At 66.3% G+C, this 15,842-nt stretch carries 12 protein-coding genes and 2 pseudogenes; 10 read left to right on the top strand and 4 right to left on the bottom strand.

What is annotated here, in order from left to right; genetic code table 11:
* Positions 1-318 precede the first annotated feature (318 nt).
* A complete protein-coding gene (locus tag ACZ3TS_RS40860; RefSeq protein WP_467627735.1) occupies positions 319-705 on the bottom strand; it encodes a hypothetical protein in 387 nt (128 codons plus the stop codon).
* A 1,024-nt stretch (positions 706-1,729) separates the two neighbouring features.
* Here ACZ3TS_RS40860 and ACZ3TS_RS40865 point away from each other — a divergent pair.
* A complete protein-coding gene (locus ACZ3TS_RS40865) occupies positions 1,730-2,104 on the top strand; it encodes a hypothetical protein (RefSeq protein ID WP_467627738.1) in 375 nt (124 codons plus the stop codon).
* Between the two features lie 64 nt (positions 2,105-2,168).
* Here ACZ3TS_RS40865 and ACZ3TS_RS40870 read toward each other — a convergent pair whose 3' ends face one another.
* Positions 2,169-2,738 carry a hypothetical protein gene (locus tag ACZ3TS_RS40870; protein WP_467627740.1) on the bottom strand — a complete coding sequence of 190 codons (570 nt, stop codon included), beginning with the start codon at positions 2,736-2,738 and terminating at the stop codon, positions 2,169-2,171.
* Between ACZ3TS_RS40870 and ACZ3TS_RS40875 the strand changes: the two are divergent.
* Positions 2,659-2,835: pseudogene (locus ACZ3TS_RS40875) on the top strand (tyrosine-type recombinase/integrase); the annotation flags it as partial. The gene ACZ3TS_RS40870 and the pseudogene ACZ3TS_RS40875 sit on opposite strands and share 80 nt — an antisense overlap.
* A gap of 1,435 nt (positions 2,836-4,270) precedes the next feature.
* On the opposite strand, the gene ACZ3TS_RS40880 reads toward ACZ3TS_RS40875, so the two are convergent.
* Positions 4,271-5,161 (bottom strand): LysR family transcriptional regulator, encoded by an 891-nt coding sequence (locus tag ACZ3TS_RS40880; protein ID WP_467627743.1) that lies wholly within the window; start codon positions 5,159-5,161, stop codon positions 4,271-4,273.
* Between the two features lie 132 nt (positions 5,162-5,293).
* Between ACZ3TS_RS40880 and ACZ3TS_RS40885 the strand changes: the two genes are divergently transcribed.
* Positions 5,294-5,737, top strand: a complete 444-nt coding sequence (locus ACZ3TS_RS40885; protein WP_467627745.1) for a hypothetical protein — start codon at positions 5,294-5,296, stop codon at positions 5,735-5,737.
* Positions 5,738-6,095: 358 nt separating this feature from the next.
* Complete coding sequence (locus tag ACZ3TS_RS40890) at positions 6,096-7,154, top strand: zinc-dependent alcohol dehydrogenase family protein (protein ID WP_467627748.1); 1,059 nt, start codon at positions 6,096-6,098, stop codon at positions 7,152-7,154.
* A gap of 771 nt (positions 7,155-7,925) precedes the next feature.
* On the opposite strand, the gene ACZ3TS_RS40895 is transcribed toward ACZ3TS_RS40890, so the two are convergent.
* The gene (locus ACZ3TS_RS40895; protein WP_467627757.1) at positions 7,926-8,909 is read right to left on the bottom strand and encodes a GlxA family transcriptional regulator; all 984 of its coding nucleotides are present in this window, start codon (positions 8,907-8,909) and stop codon (positions 7,926-7,928) included.
* 137 nt (positions 8,910-9,046) lie between these two features.
* Here ACZ3TS_RS40895 and ACZ3TS_RS40900 point away from each other — a divergent pair, with 137 nt between their 5' ends.
* The 6 genes and pseudogenes from ACZ3TS_RS40900 to ACZ3TS_RS40925 all read left to right on the top strand — a co-directional run bounded on the left by ACZ3TS_RS40900 (position 9,047) and on the right by ACZ3TS_RS40925 (position 15,392).
* Complete coding sequence (locus tag ACZ3TS_RS40900) at positions 9,047-9,685, top strand: HD domain-containing protein (RefSeq protein WP_467627750.1); 639 nt, start codon at positions 9,047-9,049, stop codon at positions 9,683-9,685.
* Between the two features lie 25 nt (positions 9,686-9,710).
* The gene (locus tag ACZ3TS_RS40905; RefSeq protein WP_467627752.1) at positions 9,711-10,982 is read left to right on the top strand and encodes an MFS transporter; all 1,272 of its coding nucleotides are present in this window, start codon (positions 9,711-9,713) and stop codon (positions 10,980-10,982) included.
* 489 nt (positions 10,983-11,471) lie between these two features.
* Positions 11,472-12,362 carry an RNA polymerase sigma factor SigJ gene (gene sigJ, locus ACZ3TS_RS40910; protein ID WP_467627760.1) on the top strand — a complete coding sequence of 297 codons (891 nt, stop codon included), beginning with the start codon at positions 11,472-11,474 and terminating at the stop codon, positions 12,360-12,362.
* 181 nt (positions 12,363-12,543) lie between these two features.
* On the top strand, positions 12,544-13,464 hold the full coding sequence (locus ACZ3TS_RS40915; protein ID WP_467627755.1) for an NADP-dependent oxidoreductase: 921 nt from the start codon (positions 12,544-12,546) through the stop codon (positions 13,462-13,464).
* Between the two features lie 24 nt (positions 13,465-13,488).
* Complete coding sequence (locus ACZ3TS_RS40920) at positions 13,489-13,944, top strand: cupin domain-containing protein (RefSeq protein ID WP_467627762.1); 456 nt, start codon at positions 13,489-13,491, stop codon at positions 13,942-13,944.
* 911 nt (positions 13,945-14,855) lie between these two features.
* Positions 14,856-15,392, top strand: a pseudogene (locus ACZ3TS_RS40925) (hypothetical protein).
* Positions 15,393-15,842: the final 450 nt, after the last annotated feature.

Genomic DNA, 15,842 nt, shown 5'->3' on the forward strand with positions numbered 1-15,842 from the left:
CAATCGCAAACGTCTGCACTCGGCAGTGGGCTACCGCCCCCCGGGCGAAGTGCACGCCGAGTTCCAGGAATTGCAACTCACGGCATGAATTGCTCGGCCAGACCCTGTCCGAAAAACGCGAGGCCCCTCAGTTGGAGATGCGGGACGGGAAACGGATTCAGCCCGCACCTCCCGCCGGTTCAACTGGCCGCCCTTCCAGGACAGCCGACGGGGCGACAGGCCCGCTAGCGCTGGAGGGCTGCGCTAGCGGGCCATTCGGCTGGCCGTGCGTCAGCGGATGTGTGGATCCACCGCCGGTTCTGGAGGACTTGCCAGTCCTCAGCAGTACTTGGCTATCGCGGCGGCCGCGCCCGCGTTGAAGCCCTTCTCATAGTTGGGGTCCAGTGCGGTCACGCCCTGCTTCGGCTGCGCCTTGCAGGTTGCCTTGGCGGCGGTGAAGCCGTCCAGGTAGCCCTTCTTGTACTGGTCCTGGGCTTCCGACTGCTGGGCCTGGCCGACCGTGCCGCATGAGAGCATCGGTCCGCCCTCTTCCTGCATGGTCACGGGGCCGCCCTGGGGGGCGACCGACAGGGTGCCCTGGAGGCCTCCGTCAGCCCCAGCACGCAGGGTGAGAGACGCGTTGCCCTGCTGGATCTTCACGGCGGCCCCTGGCGTGAGCCCCTGCCCGATGACCGAGAACGAGGGGGAGTTGGCGGTTTGTGCCACGTGGCATGTGGCTGAAGGTGCGACCGCCTGAGCGGAACCAGCGGTGAAGAGCACCGAGCCGAGTGCCAGCGAGGACACCGCCAGGGGTGCCAGCGCAGTAAGGCGAGTACGTCCGTTCACTGTTCTGCCTTTCGTTCGGGACATACGGAATCGAATGCATGGCCGAGAGGCTTGAACGCAATGGGACAGGCGTGGATGAAGATGCGGTTCCACGCCTGAGTGGCGCGGTCTCACCGCTCGGTGCCGTGAGGCCGGGAGAGTCCCCGGGCGGCCCCCTGTGCATGGGCCCCGCATTCGATGGTGGTCACTGTTCAGCGGAGAGTGACCTTCCGGTTACGCTCAATAATCTCAAGGTCGTATCCCTTTGTCGACTCGAGGTGAACCAGAACGAAGGCCGCCGCATGCACCTCGTCCCGTGCCCTTGAACGTGGCGTGGATCGGCTCCCCGGACACCTGCGGCCGACGATCCGCTCCCGTAGCGGAGAGGCTGTAGCCGTCAGGTCGATCAGGCTTCCGCGAACCCTCTCAACGCCCGGTCTGACGGCGCACAGACGGCCCACAGGACTCCCTGCAGTAGGTGGGGCAAAGAGACTTCGGGTGAGGAGCTCAATGGCGAAGTGAAGCCGCTCTGCAGCGTGGCCGGCCGACCCGGTCGCGGATGGGTGGGATGGCCTCGAGCGGTGACAGGAGCTGGGCAACCTCGTTGTGGCTGCTGCAGGTTGGGGGGATACAAGCAGGTGCCGTCTCCATCGTGGCTGCGGGGTGGGGTCAGCTTTGGTCGCGGCAGCGGAGCGAGCCGCCACGGACCGCGGCGTCTCGATCATCCACGCCGGCATCTTTCGGCACATGGCTGCGTACATGCGGCCCGCTTCCGTCCAGAGCATCCAAGAGCCTTTCCGAGAACGGCTGGGGTTCGGCTCTGCTCCATCGGACGCGCCCCTCAGTCGGCAAGCAGTGGACCGACTCGGGGGAGACCCACGACGACCGCCGGCTGAAGAATCGGCCGAGCGAGGACGTCCGGCGCATGCCCCATCCCGCCCCAGCTCGTTGTCGTGCTTCGGAACACCTCAACGCCTTCGGTACGGTCGAAGACGGGCGACTCTTCTTCTCTGAGAACGGCGCCGTGGTTCCGTCATCGACGTACTACCGCGTGTGGCAGGAGGCCCGGCATCTCGCGCTGCCCCCGGCCGCGCCGGCCTCGCGGCCTGCCAGTTGCCCCTACGACCTTCGGCACTCGGCTCTCTCGACGTGGCTCAACACGGGCGTTGATCCCACCGAGGTGGCTGAGCGCGCCGGGATCAGCGTTGAGGTCGTGCTGACCCGCTACGCGAAATGCCTCGACGGGCGCCAGGACGTGGCCAACCGGCGTGTCGAAGACCTGCTTCGCGAGTACGAATGACACCACCTGAACGTGTCCGAGGCCCCTGGCATCCCCCAAGGGGCCTTGTCGTTTGCGCTACCTGTCAATCAGATCCGGCGGCCTGGTCTCGTTCTGCCGCGAGCAGGCGCTCGAGGTTGTTCCGCGCGCTTTCGAGGTCGGTGAGCATCTGTATACGGGTCTGCCCGAAGTGGGGGTCGACCTCGACGCCGAGGTCCTGTCGGAGCGTGACCCGCAGCAAGTACACGCCGTCGGACAGCGGGCCGCCGAACCATGTCTTCGCCCGCTCATACGCTCCTTCGAGGTCGGGGCTGCTCGGCAACTGCTTGGCGACCGAGTACCCGACTCCGAGCGCCCTGTTGAGTGTCGAGGCTACTTGCAGGACATCCTTGTCCAGTGCCATCTGCGCGTGGGAGTACTGGTCGACCCAGGCGTCCTTGGTGGCGTCGAGGCGGCCGAAGTCGGCGTAATAGCAGATGCCTTCAGTCTCGTCACAGATCACTGCGACGTTGTCCGCGTCGAGAAGCTCTTCGGGTAAGCCGCTGAGCTCGTCAAGCGAGGGCCCGCTGTTCCTCGACCTTCGGCACTCGGCGCTCTCGACGCGGCTCAACGCGGGCGTCGACCAGATTGAGGTCACTGAGCGTGCCGGGAACATTGTCGAGGTCCTGCTGACTCGCTACGCGAAGTGTCTGGCCAGGCGGCAAGAGGGTGCCAACCGGCGCATCGAGGACCTACTCCGCGAGTATGAGTGACAGCCCTGTCGGCACCCGAGGCCCCTGGAATCCTCTCCAGGGGCCTCGTCGTTGCTGAATGTCTCACCGGGAATCAACTACGCTACAACGAGCCCGCCGACGGGCGTTGGCCCCGGATTACTGAGGCGGATTGGGCAGCTGGGTGAAGGTGCACGGCCCGAGTGGCAAAGTACTGGGACATACGCCCTGCCACACCTGCCCCTTCCTAGTCAATACGGTGACGAATACCGGGCCGCCTTGGACGTCGTCGGTATTAGATGCCAGTGTGGCATTGACAACGTCGGAGGGGCCTCCCACGGACTGCCAAGTACCAACAGGTGAAGGCGGTGCGGTCGCCGCATTGATGGACAAGACGTACACCTTGCCGTCACACACCAGCGCGACGTAACTGGCGTACGCGGACGACCTCTCACTCCCTGTAGAGTCGAGGTCGTAACAGTGCTTTGGCTTCGCTGGCGTCGACTGAGCGCTGACGAGCTGCGCTGTATTTCCAGCCTCCGGCTGGGTCTGAGCTTCTGCTGTGCCAACCCCGGCGGCCGCCATGATGGCTGTGGCCGCCAGTGCTGCGGCAGTCCTGCGCTTGTCTCCCATTCCGCGCGCGTCCCTTTTTGTAGAAGTGAGCTTGTGGCCTGGCGGGGAAATGAATACCCGAGCAACGCCATTTATCTCGGGCGGACACGCAGCTTTCGCTCATGTGTCACTCACCCGGAAGTGGCTGACCTCAACCCGCAAGGACGTGCGGAGCGCTGTCGTGCTGGGGCGCAATCTCGCCGAGGACGCAGGGGCGGAGCGCTTCCACGCATCCTTCCTGGGACCGCCTCGGCCACCTCGTCACGGCGGATGGACACCAGGTCGACCCGGCCTGTTCTGGCGAGAACTGATCGACAGTGCTCCCAGAGTGATCCGGCCGCCCCGGGAGTGCAGGATCCTCGCGCCCGCCTGCTCCTCCTGCCCGCACCGGGTAACGTCGACCATCCCGCCGACGCTGCAGACGCACTTGGCGACGCGCTCATCTGGGCGGGGCCCTGCGGAGAAAGGCTCCTTGGTCAACGAGGCCCTGTTGTCGGAGCATCCGTTGTGCAGCCAGCCGCATGGAGCCTGTCAGAGCCGTCCCCCGCTCTCCGGCGGCCAGGAACCTTCACGGCATCCTCTACCGCGAGGAACTGGGGCCTGCGGTGTGGAATGCGACTTGCCCAGGGGATCAGCTGTGATCAGAGCGACCGGCTTGCCCGCGCTCTCGGCACGTGGCCGCGCGGCTGACTGCACATCGCGGTCACAGCAGAGAAGACCTGCGACCGCGTAGTTCGCCGTGTTGCAGAGACGACCGCTCCTGGGATGCGTCGTGGCCTCCATTGGCTCCCGGCCACACCATGCCTCGCCGTACCGTCAGGCATCCGCTCAACCGACAGTGTGAAAAAGCCCTTTGAGGCGATGCTCACGCTCGCCAGAGGATCTCGTGCGCCATCGCGATCATGGCACGTACCGCAGCACCGGGCGGCCGCTCGGACGGAGCGGCCAAGGAGAACTGCCATTCCAGGTCGGCGTCGTCGACGGTCAGCGTGGCGACGTCCTGACCCTTGCCGAGAGCGACCCGTGGCAGCAGTGCCACGCCCAGGCCGTTTTGGACGTAGGCCACGCCGGTGGTGAGGTCGGTGATCTCGATGGCGACGCGATGGGGGACGGAGGCGGCATCGAAGGCCCGGTCGGCAACGGTCCGGTTGCTGTAGCCCACGGGGAAGTCGACGAAGTCCAGGCCGGCCAGTTCGGTGATCGACACGGTTCGGCGCTTCGCGAGCGGATGGTCGGCCGGCACGACGAGGTCGAGCACCGAGGTGGCGAGGTCGGTCAGCGTGATGCCTGTGGGGCGCGGTCCGGGCCCTGAGACGAAGGCGAGGTCGAGCCGCCGTTCGAGGAGGGCTTCGAGCAGGCCCTGAGAGCCGGATGGGGCGGCGCTGGTTCGGAGGAACACGCCGGGATGACGCCGGTGGAATTCACCGAGGAAAACGGGAAGGTCGATGAGCCCGACCGTGGTTATCGCGCCCAGCCGCAGTGTGCCGCGCAGTCCGCCGCGGACCTCGGCCACCGCGTCTGCGGCCTCCCGGGCGGCGTCGAGAGCGGCATGGGCGCGCGGGAGCAGGGCAGCACCGGCATCGGTGAGCAGCACGCGTTTGGGAGTGCGTTCCAGCAGCGGCGTGCCGAGTTCTCGCTCGAGGTTCCTGATGGTGGTGGAGACCGCGGACTGGACGACGTGCACCCGTGCGGCGGCACGGGTGAAGTTGGCCTCCTCGGCGACGGCGACGAAGTACTCGAGCTGGCGCAGTTCCACCCTCCGAGTATCCCTCAGCGAGCCCCCGAGGTATCTCTCAGCGAGATGGCGGCAGTCTATGACTTTTGTTGGACAGCGCCTGTTGCGTCCAGCGATTCTGTTGGAAGTTCAACCGATACAGGAGGCTGGCAAATGATCTACAAGACGCCACCGACATATCTGGGCAGCGGCGACCCGGTGCGGCAGCGCAAGGACTACTACCCCCCTTGGCTGGACAATCTTGCCGACGATGTGACGCTGGAAGCCGGGATCTTCAACGGGACCATCCACGGAGCCAGGGACGTTTTCGCGATACTGTCCTACGCCCGCACTCTGTACGAATTCCAGGACTTCATCCACCTCGGTAAGTACGGAGAGAACGGCTTCGTCGAGGACTACGCAGCGACGGTGGACGGCAGGCCGATCGCCAACATCGCTGTCGTCTATAAAAATGAAGAGGGGAAGACGCAGCATCTTGTGATGAACCACCGTCCGCTGCCGATGCTCCGGTACTTCTCCCGGAAGCTGGGCGAGCACTTCGCTGGGACAGAGTATGCGAAGTACTGCGCCGACCCGTCGGATGCCGACCGCGACTGAACGGTCCCACTCATTTCTGCTGCGACAGGAAGGAAGAATATCTCGGAATCAGCCAATCGTGGATGCTTGCTGGCGGGTATATTCCGGTAATCGGAACTCAGAGTAGTGCGCTGCGGCGTCCGGTCCTCAATAGGCTCTACGAATCCAGCGCGTTCACGTGATCATACCGAGTGATTCGATAAAGGCCCAGAGGGGACCCGGCGCCGATGACACTCTGCGCACGGGCCGGTTCCATTGAGAAGGAAAGGTCCGGAGCCTGGGCGCCGACGACGATTCCGGCACCAGCATCGTTCTTGACCAGAACGCCCGCCGAGTTCGTCGGGCGTCGAGAGACGAAAGGTCACTCATGTCTCAATCCATGCGCGCGCTCGTAGCCGGAAAGGTCGGCGAGCCGATCGATGTCCTGCGGCTGGAATCCCGGCCTGTTCCCATGCCAGAAGCCGGTCAGGCGTTGATCCGTGTGAAGGCGACTCCGATTCACGCCAGCGATCTGCACGTGCTGCGTGGCCGTTACGGTTTCTCCCCCGGGTTTCCCACTGTAGGTGGTCACATGGAGTGCGTGGGCCGTATTGAGGCCCTGGGGCCGGAAACCGGGGGGCTAAAGATCGGCGAGCGTGTGGTGAACGTTGCAATCCCGGCAGTACCCGGGTCGCATGTGGCCGGCACTTGGCAGGAATACCTTGTTGCCGATACACGAAGGCTCCTGCCTGTCCCCGATCATCTGAGCGACTCCGACGCCTGCCAACTCGCGGTCAACCCGTTGACCGCGCTGCTCCTCGTGACACGCGAACTCGACGTACAGCCGGGTGAATGGTTGTTGCAGACGGCAGCGGGCTCCACCGTCGGCCGGCTCGTCATTCAGCTGGCCAAGCATCTGGGTATTCGCACGATCAATGTCGTGCGGCGGCGCGATGCCGTTGAGGAGGTCGAAGCCCTTGGTGGTGACGAGGTCATTTGCACTGAGGACGAGGACCTGTTGCAGCGTGTGGCTGAGATCGCAGGACCGGCCGGTGTAGGCAAGGCAATCGACTGTGTCGCGGGCCACGTGGGTGCCCAGGTATCCCAGGCACTGGCTCCGGGAGGAGAGGTCGTGGTCTACGGCGCGCTCTCTACCCATCGGCAGACCGACCCGGCAGCGCTGACGATCCCGCTGCAGGCACGCTCGGTCATCTACGAGACCAAAGCAGTCCGTGGCTTCTGGCTGAACCGCTGGTTCGGCACTGCCTCACCTGAGGAGGCGCTGGACGCGCTGTCCGAGGTTCGCAGTCTCGTCGCTGATGGAGTGCTGAGCATCCCCCAGGGCCAGCCGTTCCCGCTCGAACGCTTCCCTGAAGCCATCGCGCTCGCCGAGACACCCGCACGTGGCGCCAAGCCACTCTTCGTCTTCGAAGACGGCCGCGAAAAAGACGACAGGTAGGAAGTGGCCCTGCCGGTGCTGGCGGGCGCGGTCGTCATCCCCAACGGGCGACGACGGCTTCCGCGACGCTGAAGACCACATCGCACTCGGCGCACTGCGCGTTGCCGAAGAGTAGGTCAACTTGTGTGCGACGTCGGACTGGCTGTCTGCGGAGGCTCGGGAGTGGAGTCTTCGGCCGAGCCCCTCCAGGGCTGAGGGAGCCTGTGGCTGCAGCGGTAGTTTCCTCGCAGCGGTTGGCCGCGGTCCGGGCCCGTATCCGCGATCTGTTCGACACCGGTCCCTACGCGCAGTACGGGTGATTCGAACAAGGATCCTGATCGGATGATGTCGGCCGACCTCGGCGAGGTCGGTGGTGCCGCGCGGGCACGGTCTCGACGTCGGCGAGGGTGGCCGCGGCGGTCGCGACATGGACGATGACGTGCGGCCGGCGCGCCTCGCACGTCTCGGTGACGTGGTCCTTGTCGCCGCGCCGGCGCATGCCGCGCGCTTGATCGTGCAGCTTCTTGGCGTACTGCGATGTGGTCGGGTGCCGTGGCTCCGATGGTGCGGAGGTCGGTGGCCAGGCAGGTTGGGCAGGTCGAGGTCGGCCCGCGGGGGTGGGCTCTGGTGAGCAGGCCAGGCGGTGGCCGTACTCGCTGAGCTCGTCTGGGAAGGCTGTGCTGTCGCGCGAGGTGTCCCGGATGCGGTGGACCGTACCCCTCGTGTGGAACAAATCGCCCGGGCAGCGCAACCGCCTGTAACGCATCGGTGGCCGTGCAGTGATACTTCGCCTTACTGGTCTTCCGCGTTGGCTCGGCGCGCTGTGCTGAAGCGGCGCTGATAGGCGGCGGGGCTGATCGACAGGTTCCTCGCGAAAACCCTCCGCATGCTCTCGTAGCTCGGGAATCCGGCAAGGGAGGCCGTCTGAGTCGCGGTATGCCCCTGGTCGAGTAGAGCTTTCGCCATGTCGAACCGGATCATTTCCACGTACCGGGCCGGCGTGGTGGACAGCTCTTCGCGAAAGAGCCGCGTGAGATGCCGAGGGCTCACGCTGAGGGATTTGGCGAGTTCGCCGAGTGAGTGGTTTCCCGCGGGATTCGCCGTCACCAAGTCGGTGATTTTACGGAGGGCGGGAGATCGGGGCGGCGGTCCTTGCAGCGGGGCGGAGAACTGTGACTGGCCGCCCGAACGCTGCAAATAGACCACCAGGGCGCGGGCGACGTCGCGGGTCAGATCAGGGCCATGATCCTCCTCGACGAGTGCCAGTGTCAGGTCGATGCCGGCGGTCACGCCGGCCGAGGTGTAGGTGGTGCCGTCACGGACGTAGATCGCGTCGGGCTCGACGCGGCTTGCCCGGCAGCGGGCGGCGAGCTCCTGTGCGACCTTCCAGTGCGTGGTCGCGCGTTTGCCGTCCAGGAGGCCGGCGGCGCCGAGGATGAATGCTCCGGTGCAGATGGACGCGACCCGGCCGCCCCGCACCGCCAGCGTTCGCGCGGCCTCGACCAGATCACGGGGGACAGGTGTGCGCGGGTAGAGGTCTGCACCGGCCACCAGGAACGTGTCGGGCGCAGGCTCCGTGGCGGCGGCGGCGGCGTCGACCGCGATCCGGATCCCGTTGGACGAGGTGACATCGGCACCGGTCGGTGACACCAGCACGATCTTGTAGTCGGCACCGAGCCGGTTCGCTTCCGCGAACACCTCCGCAGGGCCGGCGATGTCCAGGAGTTTGACCCCGTCATAGATGAGGATCGCGACCCGATGCGTGGCGGAGCCCAGACCCCCGCTGCCCGCCTGTCCGGATTCGGGTGACTCATGGCCGGACCGAGGCGGCGCCGGACGCCGGGTGGTTGGCAGTGTGAAAGACGGACGCACCGTCCATTCGTAGCACACTGATATCGGAAGGCGCAGAGGTCATGAGCGAGATCATCGCGGGGGTAGAGATTCCTGAAACGGCGGCGGTCGTCGAAGCCACCCGCCTCATGCAGAAGATGACCAGCCCCCTCATCTACCATCACTCCCGGCGCGTTTTCGTCTTCGGCGTCATTCATGCTCGCAGGCTCGGCTTGGAGCCCGACCCGGAGCTTCTCTACCTGTCCGCCATGTTTCATGACACCGGCCTCTTGACGCCGTTTTCCGACGTAGAGCAGCGCTTCGAGGTCGATGGAGCCGACCACGCACGTAAGTTCATGCTCGACCGTGGTTTCCCCACCACGGCCGCCGACGTGGTGTGGACGGCGATCGCGCTGCACACGACCCCGGGAATTCCCGGGCGGATGGGCCCGGAGATCGCCATCACGAATTTCGGGGTTCTGACCGACGTGCTCGGCCTGGGTCTGGACGAGCTGGTTCGCAGCCAGGTGGACGAGATCACCGCCGTCCATCCGCGGGGCGACTTCAAGAACGAGTTTTTGCAGACCTTCGTCGACGGGCTCAAGTACCGCCCGGAGACCACGAACGGAACCGTGAATTCGGATGTGCTGGAGCACTTCGTTCCCGGCTTCCGTCGCACAACCACGGTCGAGCGCATCATCGGCGCTCCCTGGCCGAGCTGATCAGGACGCCGTAGAAGACAACGTGATGAAAGGTGTGGGTCGTTCTCGCGCCGGGCGTCGTCTCGGACGAGGTCCGGCCTTCGCGGTGCTGGTCTGCGCCAATGTGGTGATGATGGCCACGGCAAGCGCACCGTCACCGATCTACCCGCTGTACCGGGAGCGTTGGGGCCTGTCGGTCACGATGCTGACGGTGGTCTTCGCGGTCTATGTCGTGGGTCTGCTCGGCGCCCTGCTGATGGTCGGATCGCTGAGCGACCATCTGGGTCGCCGCCCCGTGCTGGTCGCCGCCCTTTTGGTGGCGGCCGCCAGTACGGCGATCTTCTGGACGGCCGACGGTGTCGTCTCCCTCGTGATCGCCCGGGTGGTGCAGGGCATAGCCACGGGGATGGCCACGGGCGGTCTTGCCGCCGGACTGGTCGAGCTCTCGCCCGAGCGACGTCCGCATCTGGGGCCCACGATGACAGCCGTGGGTACGAGCATCGGCATGGCCGCCGGTGCGGGAGTGGTGGGGTTGTTGGTTCAGTCGACGCCACGTCCCGATGCGTATGTCTTTCCCGTCCTGACGCTGACCTTCGTCGTTCTGGCCGCGGTCGTCCTCACGATCCCTGAGACGCGCGCCCCGCGAGCGGTTGGACCGGCGTCGCTGCGACCGAGAATCCGGGTTCCTCGGGAAGCCCGGCCGGAGTTCTTCGCCTTCGTTTCCGCCCTCGTCGCGGGGTGGTCCGTCACGGGTCTGTTCCTCGCGCTCACTCCGTCCCTGGTGAGCAATGTCCTGCATGTGCGGTTCGGCGCTGCGGGCGGGCTCAGCATCGCGGCGCTGTTTGTGGCCAACAGCGTGGGCGGGTTGTGGTCCGTTCGGCATGCGGCTCGGCTCGCCACCTTGCTGGGGGCGGTTCTCCTGGCTCTGGGTGCGTCCGGGTTGGCGGTGGCCATCGCTGTTGCTTCGCCGGCCGTTTACGTGGGCGGATCGGTCGTCGCAGGGCTGGGTGCCGGCCTGACGTTCAACGGCAACCTCCGCGCGATCAGCGCGGTCACCACCGTGAAGTCGCGTTCGGAGGTCTTCTCGGCCATCTACGTGATCAGCTATGCGGCGTTGAGTCTTCCGTCCCTCGCGGCCGGGCTCGCGGCGCCCTCATGGGGACTGGAGACCACGGGCTACCTGTACGTCGGCTTCGTCGGGGCGTTGTCCTTGGGTGCGGCCCTCCACGCCGGACGATCACGCGCTCACAGGCCCACCGGCGCTCCGATACGCATGGGCTGGGGAAGCGGACCTCACAGCGAACGGACCCGTTGCTGAGCGCGCGGCAGCGAATGGGGTCCGGGGTGGGGTTGCCCTTAGGGATGGTGGCTCCCTGTCGTAACGACCGCATCGGGCCGTCTGCCTCGGGAAGGTCGACCGCCCGGCAGGACCGTAGGCGATTCCGGAGGGCCCGCTCCGCCTGCCGACCTGCGTCCCACCTGCATCGCCACAAGTTCTACGCCTCATTTGATGTCGGAGGAGCCTCACGACGAAAGCACAGAGTAACTCCTCCGGTCCACCAAAGGGTTCCGTATCCGACAGACATGGTAAAACTGATCATGTGCTGGATTCGATCCCGTCAACTGGAATTTTGCACACGATGGCGCGGATATCTTTAGTGTGACCAGAGATTCAAGAGCGGACCCGAACAATACGCAATTCCTGCCGTGCTCGCGAAACTCTAATTTGAAAATTCCTCCTAGAAAGGACTCACCATGCAAGCCATCACCGCTCGAGACCGTGACGCCAGTGTCGGTCGCGATCTGTATGGGTGACGGGCCCGGGCCCGCACGGTCTGAGCAGGAGGACCTGCTCGGAGTCGAATGGGAGAAGCACCGGCCCGCGGTTTTCGGTGTGGCCTACCGGCTGCTGGGGAGTGTGGCCGATGCCGAGGATGTGACCCAGGACGTATGGGTGCGGGCGGCCGGAGCGGATCTGCAGGACATCGGTGATCTGCGGGCCTGGCTGGTGACGGTGGCCGCGCGACGGTCGTACGACATTCTCAAGAGTGCCCGTTTCCGCCGGGAGACCTATGTCGGGCCGTGGCTGCCGGAGCCGCTGCTGACGGGCCCGGACGCGTCGCAGCCGGTACTCGTCGACGAGTCCGTCAGTTCGGCGATGCTCCTGATCATGGAAGAGCTGAGCCCGCCGGAGCGGGTGTCCTTCGTCCTGCACGATGTCTTCGGTCTTGAGTTCGGCCGGATCGCCGAGGTGCTGGACGTCTCCGTGCCGGGGGCCCGGCAGCTCGCCTCGCGGGCACGTCGGCGGGTGGCCAAGGCGAAGCAGTCCACGCCTCAGGCGTCGAAGGCGGAGCGCGAACGCATCCTCAAGGTCTTCCGCGCGGCGTACGAGGCCGGGGACCTGGCCGGCCTGGTCAGGCTCCTGCACCCGGACGCCGTCTACGTCACCGACGGCGGTGGCAAGGTCTTGGCGGCACGCAAGCTCATCCACGGCGGCGAGCGCGTCGCCGAGGTCATGGTGCGCACGGGGCGCCAGTGGCACCCGGACCGCATCGATTTCGCGGAGGTCGGCGGCGAGCTCGCCCTCGTGTTCCACCGGGAAGGCCGGGTCTACTCCGTCGACACGGTCCAGATCACAGACGGTCTGATCACCGCGTACCGCAGGGTCCTCAATCCCGACAAACTCGTGCGCGTCTGAGCTGTCACACCCGGAGGGGCTACCTCGTCTGCCTGATGAGAACGCACAACGGGTGACGAAGGAACACGCGAGAGCAGGTGAGATCGATCGTGCAGAACGGCATACATCCATCTGCAGCCGCCATGAGCCCTGCGCGCGAGCGGGCTGTGCGCACGGGTCGCCCCTCCCAGTAAGGACCTATATGCAAGCCATCACTGTGCGAGACCGTAACGCCGGTCTGGCCGGGATGTCCCTGACGGACATGCCCTACCCCCATGCGGCCGAGAACGACGTCATCGTGCGGGTGCACGCCGCCGGCTTCACCCCTGGCGAGCTGGACTGGCCCGCCACGTGGACCGATCGCGCCGGCCGCGACCGGACGCCGAGCGTCCCCGGGCACGAGCTGTCCGGTGTGGTCGTGGAGCTGGGGTACGGCACCACCGGCCTGAGCGTCGGACAGCGGGTGTTCGGCCTGGCCGACTGGGCCCGTAACGGCGCGCTCGCCGAGTACACCGCTGTGGAGGCCCGCAACCTCGCCCCGCTGCCGGCGGACGTCGACCACACCGTGGCCGCCGCGCTGCCGATCTCCGGACTGACCGCCTGGCAGGGTCTGTTCGACCACGGCCGCCTCACCACGGGCCAGACCGTCCTGATCCATGGTGCCGCGGGCGGCGTCGGCTCGATCGCGGTGCAGCTCGCCCGCGAGGCCGGCGCCCGCGTCATCGGCACCGGCCGGGCCTCCGGCCGGGACAGGGCACTCGCACTCGGCGTCGACACCTTCATCGACCTGCAGACCGAACAGCTGGAGGACGCCGGCGAGGCCGACGTCGTGTTCGACGTGATCGGCGGCGACATCCTCGACCGCTCGGCCGCCCTGGTCCGGGCCGGTGGCACGCTGGTCAGCATCGTCATGCCGCCCAAGGTCCAGCCCAAGGACGGACGGGCGGTCTTCTTCGTCGTCGAACCCGACCGCGCCCAGCTCGCCGATCTCGCCACGCGGCTGAGGGACGGCCGGCTCAAGCCGGTCGTCGGTGCTGTGCGGCCGCTCGCCGAGGCACCCGACGCGTTCGCCCCCGGCAAGCGCACCCCGGGCAAGACGATCATCCGCGTCACGGAAGACTGAATCAGGAGACCCATCGTGATCGGAATGCGAATCGCCGCCGGCCTCCTGGCTGTCGCCACGCTGACTGCGGCCACGGCCTGCTCGACCTCCGACCAGCCCGCCCACGCCAAGGTGCCGGTGGCGGCCGCGGCATCGACGCGCCCCTCCGAAACCTTCACACCGCTGCTCCAGCAGGCCCTTCCGAATGTGAAGGGCAAGACGTTCACCTCAGCGGTCGTCGCCTTCCCGCCCGACGCAAGCGCGCTGCCGCACCGGCACGGCCAGGCGTTCGTCTACGCCTACGTCCTCGAAGGCACCGTGCGCAGCCAGCTCGACGACAAGCCCGTGACCACCTACCACCAGGGCGAGAACTGGATCGAGCAGCCGGGCGCCCACCACGTCCTCACCGAGAACGCCAGCCGGACCAAGCCGGCCAAGCTCCTGGTCGTCTTCGTCTCCGACACCGGAGACAAGCTCAAGGTCGACGACCCGAAGTCATAGCCCAAGGCACGCAGCGGGCGGCAACACTCTGCACAGTCGTGATCGCTTACTGGAACGGTGTGGTCGAGGGCGCGGTACCCGGATCCGGAAGGGACAGCCTCCAGGGAAGTCGTACCGCTCAGTGATCACATGGCCAACCGTTCTTGACGCCAGGCCACGTGCCCGCTGCGTGCCCGTCAAAGGAGGACGCAGCGGGGACTCATGGGGAACAGGGGCGCCGACCGAGCTCCAGGCCCTGATCAGGGACTGGGCAGGTCAGCCGCCGTCCACATACGCCGACTTCCCAACTGGTGCTGGGGCCTCACGCGGGGATCCAGTGCGGCCACGCTGGTGGGATGTTGCTCGGAGGGCAGAGGCCGGAAGTGCCTGGATACCCGTCCAAGGTCCCTTTCGTGGCAAAGAACCAGCCCGCCAGCAATGCCGACGCGCCAAGAACGAAGAGCGGCGGCACACAGACTTGCAGCACGCGCGGAGCACGAAGCACCACAAGCCGGCCAACGGCTGCCGCCACGAGCCCACAGAGACCGCCGCCCACGACGATGACCGGGAACAGGATCGTCAACTCGAACCGTCCGCCGGCCTCATACCCGGCATCGCAATACCAGCGTGCCCAGCAAGCCAGGTTCCAGGCGACGAAGCCCAAAGCAGCCCCGAGGAAGGCGGACCCAACCCAGAGTATCCACGCGTATGACCTCGGCTTTGCTGGTTTCACGGGCGTATGACGCCTGAAGCCAACTCACGGTTGCACGAGTGCGCCTGAGGCTGCGCCAAGTGCAATCAGGCTCGGCCGTCCGTCTCAGAAGCTGGTGTCTTTCCGGGCGTGATCGCCGAGTTTCCGCTGGTCGGGGATAGGGGCCGGTGCTTCCGTGGGAGTGGTGGCCTGTCGGGCCGTCGTTGCCGGGAGGTCGCGAATGCCGTCGGTGGTCGGACTGCTGCAACAGCACGAGCTCGCCGCTCGCCGTCGAGTCGACGGACTGCGTGAGGAGGCCGACCGCATTCAGGCCGAGCTCGCCGCAGCCGAGCAGGAATGGCAGGAGTGAGCGATCGCGCGCAGGCGGGTCGATACGGTGCTGGCCCCCGACGGCGGCACCACCGCCGACACGGCAGTCACCGATGATCCGCAGGATGCGGACGCACCCTCGGCGCCGCGGAATGCGGCGAAGCCGAAGTCGCAGGTACTGGTGTGGCGCGAGGGGCTGGCATGGTCGGTGCTGTCGGTGGACTACCAGCGCATCCTCAAGGTGCTCGCCGACCGGGACAGGCTCCATCAAGGTCCGCTGACCTGTCAGGGGATGGCCGCCGTCTTCGGCATGGCGGTGGTGCCGGGGCGGGTGGAGGCGCTGCGGTCGAAGGCGAAACGCCTGGTCGCGCGCGGCTCGCTGGCCGAGTCGGCGACGGGTCGGTTCACCCTGGCCCGCGGCGTGGCTGGGCCAGGCGGCGGGTCATGAGCCCGATTATCGACCAGTAGACCAAGGTTGTAACTCAGTCGGACGCGTGGGACGTGTGGGGATGACCGGTCCCGGTGATGCTTGACAGTTCGGTTCCAGCTGATGGTTGACAGTGGTAGGCCTGCGCGGCGCGTCGACCGAACCATGCTCCAAGCTCTTCCCTCAACTCTGCAAGCGCTGGGGCTGCGATGCATGCCAGGCGCCGCCATATTTCCTCTTTGCCAATAGTTGATGTTCTTATTATCTGGCGGTAAGCATCAACCTCAGGCTTCGCTCAATTCGACGAGAGTTGCTTGACCTGATGATCGGCCATGTGTGAATGTTCTGCGCATGTCAGCTCTCACGGGGGGAGAGACTGTCAATCCCCTGGTTTCGTAGAGACCTCTCCTATGCGGCCTGGCACCTCTGGTCGCTCTTCTTGCGTGCTTCGGTGATGGTCCGTTCGAACTC

The sequence above is a fragment of the Streptomyces sp. NPDC022910 genome, from assembly GCF_055561075.1.

Excerpts from the sequence above, each read along its gene's own strand:
- ACZ3TS_RS40915 (WP_467627755.1), top strand. The coding sequence starts at position 12,544 with ATGCAAGCCATCACTGTGCGAGACCGTAACGCCGGTCTGGCCGGGATG.
- ACZ3TS_RS40905 (WP_467627752.1), top strand. The coding sequence starts at position 9,711 with ATGAAAGGTGTGGGTCGTTCTCGCGCCGGGCGTCGTCTCGGACGAGGT.
- ACZ3TS_RS40870 (WP_467627740.1), bottom strand. The coding sequence starts at position 2,738 with ATGTTCCCGGCACGCTCAGTGACCTCAATCTGGTCGACGCCCGCGTTG.
- ACZ3TS_RS40890 (WP_467627748.1), top strand. The coding sequence starts at position 6,096 with ATGCGCGCGCTCGTAGCCGGAAAGGTCGGCGAGCCGATCGATGTCCTG.
- sigJ (WP_467627760.1), top strand. The coding sequence starts at position 11,472 with ATGGGTGACGGGCCCGGGCCCGCACGGTCTGAGCAGGAGGACCTGCTC.
- ACZ3TS_RS40920 (WP_467627762.1), top strand. The coding sequence starts at position 13,489 with ATGCGAATCGCCGCCGGCCTCCTGGCTGTCGCCACGCTGACTGCGGCC.
- ACZ3TS_RS40900 (WP_467627750.1), top strand. The coding sequence starts at position 9,047 with ATGAGCGAGATCATCGCGGGGGTAGAGATTCCTGAAACGGCGGCGGTC.
- ACZ3TS_RS40885 (WP_467627745.1), top strand. The coding sequence starts at position 5,294 with ATGATCTACAAGACGCCACCGACATATCTGGGCAGCGGCGACCCGGTG.
- ACZ3TS_RS40865 (WP_467627738.1), top strand. The coding sequence starts at position 1,730 with ATGCCCCATCCCGCCCCAGCTCGTTGTCGTGCTTCGGAACACCTCAAC.